At 59.5% G+C, this 9,038-nt stretch carries 10 protein-coding genes; 6 read left to right on the forward strand and 4 right to left on the reverse strand.

All coding sequences use genetic code 11. From position 1 onward, the window contains the following. A partial coding sequence (locus tag EN932_RS20990) for a TOBE domain-containing protein (RefSeq protein ID WP_128369034.1) occupies positions 1 to 313 on the forward strand: 313 nt, incomplete at its 5' end. Positions 314 to 393: 80 nt separating this feature from the next. Next, positions 394 to 2,289 carry a hypothetical protein gene (locus EN932_RS20995; RefSeq protein ID WP_245483304.1) on the forward strand — a complete coding sequence of 632 codons (1,896 nt, stop codon included), beginning with the start codon at positions 394 to 396 and terminating at the stop codon, positions 2,287 to 2,289. A gap of 202 nt (positions 2,290 to 2,491) precedes the next feature. Here the strand turns inward: EN932_RS20995 and EN932_RS21000 are convergent, their stop codons facing one another. Continuing rightward, positions 2,492 to 3,298 carry an EAL domain-containing protein gene (locus EN932_RS21000; RefSeq protein WP_245483305.1) on the reverse strand — a complete coding sequence of 269 codons (807 nt, stop codon included), beginning with the start codon at positions 3,296 to 3,298 and terminating at the stop codon, positions 2,492 to 2,494. Between the two features lie 159 nt (positions 3,299 to 3,457). On the opposite strand from EN932_RS21000, the gene EN932_RS21005 reads away from it, so the two are divergent. Beyond that, on the forward strand, positions 3,458 to 3,835 hold the full coding sequence (locus EN932_RS21005; protein WP_127369689.1) for a hypothetical protein: 378 nt from the start codon (positions 3,458 to 3,460) through the stop codon (positions 3,833 to 3,835). A 179-nt stretch (positions 3,836 to 4,014) separates the two neighbouring features. Here the strand turns inward: EN932_RS21005 and EN932_RS21010 are convergent, their stop codons facing one another. From EN932_RS21010 to EN932_RS21020, 3 genes are read right to left on the reverse strand one after another with little or no spacing between them, the layout of a single operon-like run. Continuing rightward, complete coding sequence (locus tag EN932_RS21010; protein ID WP_127413107.1) at positions 4,015 to 4,905, reverse strand: plasmid partitioning protein RepB C-terminal domain-containing protein; 891 nt, start codon at positions 4,903 to 4,905, stop codon at positions 4,015 to 4,017. Beyond that, on the reverse strand, positions 4,902 to 5,789 hold the full coding sequence (locus tag EN932_RS21015) for a plasmid partitioning protein RepB C-terminal domain-containing protein (RefSeq protein ID WP_127388417.1): 888 nt from the start codon (positions 5,787 to 5,789) through the stop codon (positions 4,902 to 4,904). The genes EN932_RS21010 and EN932_RS21015 overlap by 4 nt, the downstream gene beginning before the upstream one ends. Next, the gene (locus EN932_RS21020; protein WP_245475850.1) at positions 5,789 to 7,354 is read right to left on the reverse strand and encodes a recombinase family protein; all 1,566 of its coding nucleotides are present in this window, start codon (positions 7,352 to 7,354) and stop codon (positions 5,789 to 5,791) included. Before EN932_RS21020 ends, EN932_RS21015 begins: the two co-directional genes overlap by 1 nt. Before the next feature lie 268 nt (positions 7,355 to 7,622). On the opposite strand from EN932_RS21020, the gene EN932_RS21025 reads away from it, so the two are divergent. The 3 genes from EN932_RS21025 to EN932_RS21035 form a co-directional block, all read left to right on the forward strand. Then, positions 7,623 to 7,937, forward strand: a complete 315-nt coding sequence (locus tag EN932_RS21025) for a YMGG-like glycine zipper-containing protein (protein WP_127368942.1) — start codon at positions 7,623 to 7,625, stop codon at positions 7,935 to 7,937. 178 nt (positions 7,938 to 8,115) lie between these two features. After that, positions 8,116 to 8,730 (forward strand): methyltransferase domain-containing protein, encoded by a 615-nt coding sequence (locus EN932_RS21030; RefSeq protein ID WP_127413106.1) that lies wholly within the window; start codon positions 8,116 to 8,118, stop codon positions 8,728 to 8,730. A 105-nt stretch (positions 8,731 to 8,835) separates the two neighbouring features. Further along, a partial coding sequence (locus tag EN932_RS21035) for a nuclear transport factor 2 family protein (RefSeq protein ID WP_164890556.1) occupies positions 8,836 to 9,038 on the forward strand: 203 nt, incomplete at its 3' end.

Raw genomic sequence — 9,038 nt, forward strand, 5'->3', positions numbered from 1 at the left:
GCTGCCGATCGCCCCCGGGCGGACTCTAAATGGCGCTATAGATGGGCAGTCGGTGCTGCTCGGGCTGCGCCCGGAACATCTGACACGCGCGCACGCTGCTACCCCCGAGCCGGGCACGCTGCGCTATGATGCAACCATCGACCTGCTGCAGCCGACTGGCTCGCGCAGCTATGCGACCTTCCGCCTTGCCGGCGCGCCAGTGGTGGCGGAGCTTCAGGCGCACGACGTCAGCCGTCCCGGCGAGAGACTGCCGATCGACATCAACATGAACCGGGCGTCGATTTTTGACGCTGCGACGGAGCAAGCAATTTGACCTTGGCAGCATCTCGAGCCATCCGCTTGTGTGGAACCGAACAGGTCGAGCCACCCTTGCGCACACTTCGCGCGGGACCGTTGTCGGTCGACTTCGACAATGGGGCGTTACGCTACATCCGCCTTGACGGAATTGAGATCCTGCGCGGAATCTCGTTCCTTGTGCGGGACGAAAATTGGGGAACCGCTACAGCCGTTCTCGATGATCTCCACATCGATGAAGGGCTGGATGTGTTCAGCGTCGCATACCGTGCAACATGTTCCGCAACATCCGGTCGCCTGGTTTATCAGGTACGGATCTCGGGCAGTAGTGATGGTGCGCTGGCTTTTGCGGCCGAGGCAGAGCCCGAGACTGACCTTTTGACGAATCGGACCGGCTTCATCGTCCTTCATCCGATCGAAGCCTTGGCGGGCAAGCCGGTAAAGGTGCTGCATGAGGATGGTCAAGATGAGCTATCGCTCTTTCCGGACCACATCGACCCTAAATGTCCGTTCACCGATATCCGGGCGTTGTCGCATGAGATCGCGCCTGGGATCTGGGCCACATGCACCATGGACGGTGATGCCTTCGAGATGGAGGATCAACGCAATTGGTCTGACGCTTCCTATAAAACCTATGTCCGCCCTCTGCGTCGCCCGTGGCCTTACCGACTGCCCAAGCGCCAGAAATTCACCCAGGTCGTCCGGCTTCACGTGTCAGGAACGCTTCGTGCCGGGGCGTCTGAAAACCGCAATCCACTCATCAACCTGACGATCGGCAGACCCGTCGGCCAAGTGCCTCGCGTTGGCGTCGGCGTTGCTGGCGACGAGGCAAGGCACGCGCTTGAATCCCCCGAGCTTCTACGACGAATGGCTCCGCAGTGGATGGTCTGCCAAGTCGATCTCCGATTCGGACACGGCCAAGATGAACTCGAAAGCTACGCCGCGCTTGCACGGCTGACCGGCGCAGGCGTGGTCCTCGAGATCATCACCAAGGGCACGCTCGACCCATTCGGCGAATTGGCGCCCGTCGCTGATGCGGTCCATACAATCGGCCTCAAACTGGAAGCTGTCTCCGTCTTTCCGGCGCAGGACATGAAATCCGTTCAGCCGGGAGCACCGCGGCCGGTCATGCCCAGCTTCCACGAATGCTACTCCGCCGCTCGCCGGGCTTTCCCGGGGATCGGGCTGGGCGGAGGCATGGCCGCTTACTTCACCGAACTCAATCGCAAGCGTCCGCCAGCCGAAGCGCTCGACTACGTGACCTTCACCACCTGTCCAAGCGTGCACGCGGCGGATGATATTTCGGTGATGGAAACGCTTCAGGCTATCCCTCATCAGATACGCTCGGCACATGCTTTCACGGGCGACCGCGTGCCGCTGCGCATAGGTCCCAGTCAGCTCGGCTGCCGCGAGAACCCCTACGGAAAGGGCACCGCGCCGAACAAAGCGAACGCCCGCATATGTCTGAGCCGCATCGATCCGCGGCAGCGCGGGCTGTTCAATGCGGCATGGACGCTCGGCTATTTCGCGGCCTGCGCTCGCGAAGGGGTCGAGGCCGTCGCGGTAGGGGACTTCACCGGCCCCTTTGGCCATATCCACAGGAAGGCTGATTTCGTCCAGCCATGGTATGACCAGCAGGACGGCCGAACGGTCTATCCCGCTTTCCATGTCATGGCGGGTCTCTCAAGGCTCGGCGGAGCCACCCTGCTGTCCGTAGGAACTTCCGGCGCTGACGCCATTGCGACGATCGCAGCTGAAAAAGATTGGCGCGTGACACTGTGGGTCGCCAACCTCACCTCCAAGGCGCAATCTGTGAAACTTCCGGATGCGCCGAGCAGTGCCCGTATAGCTCTTCTTGGCGCCGAGCAGTTCGAACGGGCGGCAACCGATCCCAACTTCATGGAAAGTACCGCAAGACCGCTGGATGACCAATTCATCTCGCTTGACGCTTACGCCGTCGCGCGAGTTGATCTCGACCTACCATTTTCGACCTAGAGCCCGATGTGCGCTGAGGTTGAGAGTTGAGCCCAGCGTCATGCGCAGCCGCATCAATCGCTCTGGCCCGAAGCGGGTGACACAGATCGTCAGGCGTCACTGGCCAGGGGAGTGTCGACGCACCTTGTCCCAGGCCGCCAAGATTCGCTGCTTGCATCCGCGTGCGGCATCGTCGACCGTCGGGAATCACATAGACGCATTTTCATGCGGTCGCCCGCCTTGATCCGCCGTCGAGGAGTTCCTGAAGGTCCTCTTTTGGCACCGGTCTTGAAAGCAAAAAGCCTTGTAGCTGGTCGCAGCCGAGCTTGCGCAGATAATTGCACTGGCTCTCGGTCTCGACCCCTTCCGCTGTGGTGCTGAGGCCAGTCGCGCGAGCCAGGTCGATAATCGCCTGAACGATGGCCTCGTCACCGTTCGAGCCGCCAAAGCCCTGCACGAAGCTTCGGTCGATCTTGATCCTGTCCACTTCCAGGCTCTGCAGTCGGCCCAATGAGGAAAATCCCGTACCGAAATCGTCAAGCGCAAAGCGCACCCCGACACTGCGCAACGCTGCCATGTTCTGCTGGCATTCGGTGGGGCGCTGGGAGAGCGTGCTTTCCGTAACCTCCAGCTCGAGCCGCCGTGGATCCATTTGCGTTTCCAACAAGATGCTCGTCACTTTCATGGCAAAGCTCGGATTGTTCAGCTGCAACCCCGATACGTTCACTGCCAGGGTCTCGATCGGCCAATGCACCGCGTCAAGGCAGGCCTGGCGCAGAACCAGCTCGCCTAGAACTTCGATGAGCCCCGTTTCCTCTGCCAATGGTACGAACAAGTCAGGGGCGACCCAACCGCGCTCTGCGTCCGACCAGCGCGCGAGGGCTTCGACGCCCGTCATACTGTTGGTGTCGGCGGCGTAAAGCGACTGATAATGCACCCGGATTTGGCCAGGCGTTTGCAGCTCCTCGCGCAGGTCCAGTTCGAGACCCTTACGCTTGGCCAGCGTCTGATCCCTCTCATGCCGCTGCAACCTTCAACTCGAAATAGCGACGTTCGGGAAAGAAGGTCCGCTTTCGGCAGTCAGGACAATGCCCCTGTGTCAAATTCGATTGCCCGCCCAACTCGGGTTTCCTGTGTGAAATGGCCACGGCAGGATTGCCGGCTGCTCCCGCGCGCCCATAGTCGCATCATGAATGCGCAGTACGTTGAACTCGTCTTGTTTGAACAGTCGCTGTCAAATCTAGGCTGCATGAATCGCCCGTTTTCCGAACGGGTGGAAGACGCGGCAGAAAAGACTGCCGGCTCGGTACTGTTCGACGTCCGTGTCGATGGCGACCGGCGATTTCAAAGAATTGCGGCGATCGGATACGGTGCGGACGGCACCGTTGCAATCGCTATGGGCAATGACGGACACCTTGTTTCGGCGCCCATCGATGGAGGCGAGGCCTTGGTTACCGAAATAGCGGCCTGGTGCTCGCTGAGCATGGCCGAGCAGTCATCTATCAGCTACAACGATGCCCCTACCAGACTCCTGGGATATCTGCGAAAGGCCGGCATCCTCGATTGAAACGGCCGCGCAGGCGGCAAGCAGTTGCCGTCGATTGGCGCGGCCGTAATCAGGGCGCGCCGAGTTAAGGTGGCTATCAAAATCTTTTTTCGCAAATAAGCGGCAAGGAGTGCTCATCGGCCGATTGCCGACCGTATCGGCGGGAATGCCTCTTCGCAGAAACTAGCTAGACAGGTGGTTCAGCCAGCAACGGCCATCTTCTGAAATTCCGAGAGAATCTCCGGGAAATTCTGCGCGAGATATCGAACGACACGCGCGTTCTCCAGCAACCGGCCGACATACCCCCTGGCCACCACCAGATCCAGGTGGTCGGATCCGTAGCTCTCCTCGACAAGCTGGTATTCCTTATCGAGTTTGGTTGATTCGTTCTCCATCAATGCGATCTGAGCATCGCTCAGTCCGGCTAGCTTTTTCGGCTGCGACGTATTGGCAAGCTGTGAGGGCGCGGTCGCGCCGACCAGCGACTTTGCGTAGTTGATGGAGAACTTGTTCATGGCGATCATCAGTTGCGCCGCCTCGATCTGACGCACGGCTGCCAGCTTTCGCAGTTCGATAAACGTGTTGGTCGGAACGAAGCGGTCCTTGAGCATGTCGATCGCTTCCGGGCATATCCCTTTTAGCAGATGCTTTTTGAGCCTGATTTGGCCGATGTTGACATTTAGGGTTCTCGCGATGGTCTCTTCGGGGACGCCGCTGTCGATGGCCTTCAGGATCATGAAGTGTTCCTGGATCGTCGCGAGCCGGCTTACCCGTTTGTTGTAGGTGAACGCCTCGTCATCGTTGGCGATCAAACAATCAACCTCAGTGATGCCCATCTCCCGCAAGATCTCAATGCGCATGTGTCCGTCGACCGAGAGGTACTTTCCAGGCGTGTCCTTGTCCCTTGCGACTACGGGCAGTTCCACCAGTCCGATCTCGCGAACGGACGACCTGACCTGTTGGTATTTTGGGGTTCCCTTGGTGCTTTCGGTGATCAGGTGAAGCGGCTGGATGTCTTCAAGCCGAAGGCGGATTGTATCACGCTCAAAAGCGGATTTTACGTCCGGAAGGGTAGGATGCTCTATGGTCATGCGGGCTCAACCCTGCTGATCCTGGCCGCCAGGTTTCGTGGAAGGGTGTTCAGTCCTTCCGCCGCAAGAAGGTCCTGGAATGCATCTTCTGCCAACAGCTGCCGCAAGGCGTGTGTTACAAACAGCAGGCGGTTTCGCGTCGCATCCGCTTTCCGGACCAGAATGCGTTTCCTGTCCGTGTCCGCTTTGAAAGCCTTGATCAACGCTGACGCTGAAGGATTTTTCGTGCGCTCTGGCAGGAACGTTCCCAGGCCTTTTCCCCGCCTGCGGCGGTTCTCAATGAGGCGGCGCGCTATCACAAGCTTATGACCACGCAGCTGGTTCTTTTGATAGGCAAGCTGAAGAACAGCCTGGATCCCGGGCTCGTCTGCGCTGGAAATATCGACTGCTACCGACAGCGGGATCTGGCCGGAGTCGACGGCCCGCAGAAGGCGCTGCTCGCCTTGCGACAGGAGGCGTGAAACTCCTCTGACATATTCGGTCGAAAGACCGATCTTTTCTGCGATGTCGGCGTCCGAATAGTTGCTTTCTTTCAGCCGGCCGATGTCGCGAAGAAGGTCATAAGCGGTGTGATACCGGCGAGCACAATTTTCCACCAAGCCTTTGAGCAGCGCCTCGGCGTCAGTTGCCTCTATCACAAACGCCGGAATCTCGGTCTGGCCAAGCAACCTGAAGGCCTCGATCCGTCCCTGGCCGCACACCAGGTCGTGCGTGAAAGCGCTTTCGTCGACATTCCTCGTGGTCACCGTGATGGGACGCTTCAGGCCGACGCTCTTGATGCTGTCGACAATGTCCTGGAAGGATTTCTTGCCTCGCGCACGCGGGTTGGTGATGTTGATCGCGTCAAGGCGCAGGAGCGAGATTGGTCTGTTGGCGGTGACCATCAGCGAGCGGCCGAGATGGCGTCGCGTTCGGCCAAGGCGAACAGCGGATCCAGCGATTTGTAGAAGAAAGTGTTGAATTCCAGCCTTTTGTTCAAGGCGCAGTTTAAGGGCTTCCCGCCAATCTCATTTGCTGGCGCAATCAGATAGTCGAGGATCGTCTGGTTATCCGGGCTCATGCGGATGGCCACTTTCACGTCCGCAGCGGGACCCCGTTGCGCAGAGGCCACCCAATGAGGATAGCCGTATGGCGTGTTGCGACAGCGACCCATCGCAATGGCTACGGTGAATTCATCGTTGACGCGAAGCACGCCGAGAGCACTCTGACGCACCGCAGTTCCGCCCGCCCGCTCGATGGTCGCGATTGTCGTATGCACGACTTCTGCGAAGATCTCACGAAGCCGCCTTCTGATATCAAGAAATCGATAGTTCTGAGACGGATCGTATCCAACGAGCTTGTAGGCCCGCAGCAGACTGCCGAATTTTTTCCTATAGCGGCTGCTTGGCGGACAGTCAGCCGCCGCGTCAATCATCGGGCCTGAAAGGGTACCGCGCCTCTTCAGAAGTTGGGCGAGCACAACCAACATCTGATCGTTGCTCATCTTAGATGAGCGGGCGTCGGCTATGGCCTGAGCCCGTTCGAAAAGTTTACGCTCTACAATGGGTTCAAAAACGCCATCGGCGCGCACCAATTGGGCAGGACCATTGGTCACCTTCCTTTGCTTGAGCTTGAAGGACTGCCGGTTCCAGACGTTGTTGCCCACATACTTCTCGTTGCTGAGTATCTGGTGAATGGATTCGCGTTTCCACGATCGGTTGAGATCGGTGACCACTCCCTTGGCATTCAACGACCGCGCAATCTGAAGCTCGGTCCGACCAGCCTTCACGTATTCATTATAGATCCAGCGCACCGTCGCAATTTCATCAGGTGGTCCAGGCACGAGGATAACCCGGTCCGTCTGGAGGCTCTTGTACTCTTTGAGAGCGAGCATGATCTTTGTGCGCCCATGCTGGTCGATGAGCCGGCGCCTCAGGCCCAGGCCGGACGACCCTCCCTGCCGGTATCCCATTCGAATGAGCCTGGACTGGCCGGCAAACACCTTGACCGACAACACCCGACTGTGCTCGGCCGCCATCGTGCGCTTTATCGCCTTGAGCAGGTCTGATCCGATGCTGCCATCGTTTGCAAACTGTTCGCCACAATATTCAATTCGCACTCCGGCAACGCGACACCGATACTCGTACGACGCACTCTCATCGGGGTCCGGGAATCGCCCCCAGCGGCTCACGTCGTAGACGATGACGATTTCGAAATCTGCGTTCTTCGTTTCGACATCCGCCAACAGCCTTTGCAGGCCGGCGCGACCTTCAAGATTCAAGCCGCTGCGACCCGCGTCCTCGTATGTGGCCACGATGTCGTAATTCATCGCATCCGCGAATTCACGGATTGCATCCTTCTGATTGTCAATCGAGTAGCTCTGGTGGTCAGTGGACATTCGCACGTATTGAGCTGCGCGCACGCGTTGTGCGTTCTCAGCAGGTCGACGGACCGTGTGCGCCTGTTCCATCATTCAGTGCCTGAAAGGCAGATTGAACGTCCGCTTGGACCGGCAATCCTAGCGGTATGAGGCTACAATCCCGTTACACATTGATCGACACTTTGTATCGAATGAGACTTGTTGCCATAAACCGAGAAGCGCGGAAAATAGCAGGCAGACTCCTATCAATACCCGAGAAACCATGTCTTTTATCGTGAGGGCTCGTGCCCCCGTTCCGCCGCATTGCGGCCGCACGGGACGAGCCATAGGGATTTCATGCATTCAAGGGAGACGTCAGATGAATTTTCGCAAAGCCATAGCCACCGTGCTGATGACCGCAGCACTGGCGGGGTGCGCGCAGACCGAAGGCCAGCAGCGGGCCGGAACTGGCGCTCTGATCGGCGGCGCCGGCGGCGCCCTCGTCGGTCAGGCCATCGGCGGCAACACCGAAAGCACGCTCATCGGCGCTGCCGGCGGCGCCCTGCTCGGCGCCGTCGTCGGCTCGGCCACTACGCCGCAACGGCGCGGCGAACAAATGTGCCGCTACCAGGACCGCCGCGGCCGCATCTACACGGCGCCGTGCGACGACAGGTACTATAACGGCGATTATTAAGCAGAGGGTAGTCTGCCCATCCGTTGTCCTAAGTGGGCAATGGGAACGGTTCCGTTGTAGGGAAATAGCCCTGGTCGTACATTTTTTCTGATCGCGCCGCCGGCGGCGGCGCTGCGTTGTCATCTTTTGCCCATAACATAGTGCTACCAGCAAGGACGGCGGGGTTCTGGAGGTCGTTATGACTGATAGCCTTGCCGGCACCCTGAAGAGTCGTGGCAAACAGGCAGCCAAGCGGCTGCTTGGCTACGATTCCCGCAACTGGCTGCGCATCCGCCAGATCGAGGCATTCACGCTCTTTCTCGAAGCCGGCAACCGCAAGGCTGCCGACGTGATCGAGATTTCGCCCGGCTGGAACCGCTATTGGCGGGCGATGTGCCCCAATTACCGCTCGGTCGATTTCCCCGCCTTCGACATCTGCAGGGACCGCACCGACGAGCAATATTCCATCGTCATCGCCGACCAGGTGCTGGAGCATGTGCGCCGGCCGCAGGCGGCGGTGGAAAACATCCACGCCATGACCCGACCGGGCGGTTGGGCGATGGTGGCGACACCCTTCCTGTTTCGCGTCCACGCTAGGCCGCACGACTACAACCGGTGGACGCCCGCCGGCCTCAAGCAGCTGATGGTCGAGGGCGGCTTCGCGGAAGTCAACGTCAAGGTCCACGGCTGGGGCAACAAGGCCTGCGCGAGGGCCCATATCGGCGGCCCGGTCCGCGCCTATGGCCTGTGGCGGGATCTCCGTAATGATGAGGAATACCCGCTGATGGTCTGGGCGTTCGCTAAGAAGGGGTGAGTGGCGGAAGCCGCGCTCCATCCCGGTCATAGCCAGGGTGTCTGGCTGGACACTTGACCGGATCTGCCGCCAGTGACCTACTTCGAAATTCGAGGAGCCTCGCGAATGGACATTCGAGCCACATTGACGGAGCTGTGCGAGGCCTTCAACGCGCACGACCTCGGTCGCATTATGGCGTTCTTTGCCGACGACTGCGTTCTGGAGATGCCAAGGGGCGTCGAGCCTTGGGGAACGCGCTTCGAGGGCAAGCGCGTCTCGCACGCTGCGCTTGCGACACGCTTTGAGGGTTTGCCCGATGTGCATTACGG

It is taken from the genome of Mesorhizobium sp. M7A.F.Ca.US.002.01.1.1, from assembly GCF_004022955.1.
In the GTDB taxonomy this organism is placed as follows: domain Bacteria; phylum Pseudomonadota; class Alphaproteobacteria; order Rhizobiales; family Rhizobiaceae; genus Mesorhizobium; species Mesorhizobium ciceri.

Coding starts and splice junctions, on each gene's coding strand:
- EN932_RS21015 (WP_127388417.1), bottom strand. CDS start 5,789: ATGGTCACCGCCAACAGACCAATCTCGCTCCTGCGCCTTGACGCGATC.
- EN932_RS21010 (WP_127413107.1), bottom strand. CDS start 4,905: ATGACCATAGAGCATCCTACCCTTCCGGACGTAAAATCCGCTTTTGAG.
- EN932_RS21005 (WP_127369689.1), top strand. CDS start 3,458: ATGAATGCGCAGTACGTTGAACTCGTCTTGTTTGAACAGTCGCTGTCA.
- EN932_RS21030 (WP_127413106.1), top strand. CDS start 8,116: ATGACTGATAGCCTTGCCGGCACCCTGAAGAGTCGTGGCAAACAGGCA.
- EN932_RS21025 (WP_127368942.1), top strand. CDS start 7,623: ATGAATTTTCGCAAAGCCATAGCCACCGTGCTGATGACCGCAGCACTG.
- EN932_RS21020 (WP_245475850.1), bottom strand. CDS start 7,354: ATGGAACAGGCGCACACGGTCCGTCGACCTGCTGAGAACGCACAACGC.